Annotated in this window: 1 protein-coding gene; it reads left to right on the forward strand. The window is 66.9% G+C overall.

Annotated elements, in window-relative coordinates:
- A partial coding sequence (locus MXD62_RS09960; RefSeq protein WP_248829053.1) for an ecdysteroid 22-kinase family protein occupies nucleotides 1–605 on the forward strand: 605 nt, incomplete at both ends.

Genomic DNA, 605 nt, shown 5'->3' on the forward strand with positions numbered 1-605 from the left:
GCCGACGGCTGCGACACCCCCCAGGCCGAAGCCGCGCTACGCAACCTCGCCGGCCTGCACGGCCCGTTCTGGAACAAACCGGGCCTCACCAACGGCGCCGACTGGCTACGCCACACCGACGAAGCCGGCCTCAGCTTCCTCGGCGAAATCCTCACCGCGGCCACCGAACCGTTCCTCGACCGGTTCCAGGACCGCCTCTCCCCCACCGACACAGACACACTGCACCGCACCGCCGACCACTTCACCCAGTGGGGCCGGCACGTCTGCGGCCGCCACACCCTCATCCACGGCGACTACCGCCTCGACAACCTCCTGTTCACCGAATCCCACGAGGTGACAGCCATCGACTGGCAGTCGTTGGAGATCGGCTTCCCCGGCCGCGACGTCGCCTACTTCCTGGCCACCGCACTGCCACCCACACTCCGACGCGCCCAGGAAAAAAACCTGGTCCGCGCCTACCACGAACAACTCACCCAGATGGGCATCGACGACTACCCACTCGACGACTGCTTCCACGACTACCGCCTCGGAACCCCACAGGCACCACTACTCACCGTGCTCGGCTCCGTCTACGCGACCAACGAACCCACCGAGAACTCCGACCG

This window comes from Frankia sp. Mgl5 (genome assembly GCF_023242985.1).
In the GTDB taxonomy this organism is placed as follows: domain Bacteria; phylum Actinomycetota; class Actinomycetes; order Frankiales; family Frankiaceae; genus Parafrankia; species Parafrankia soli.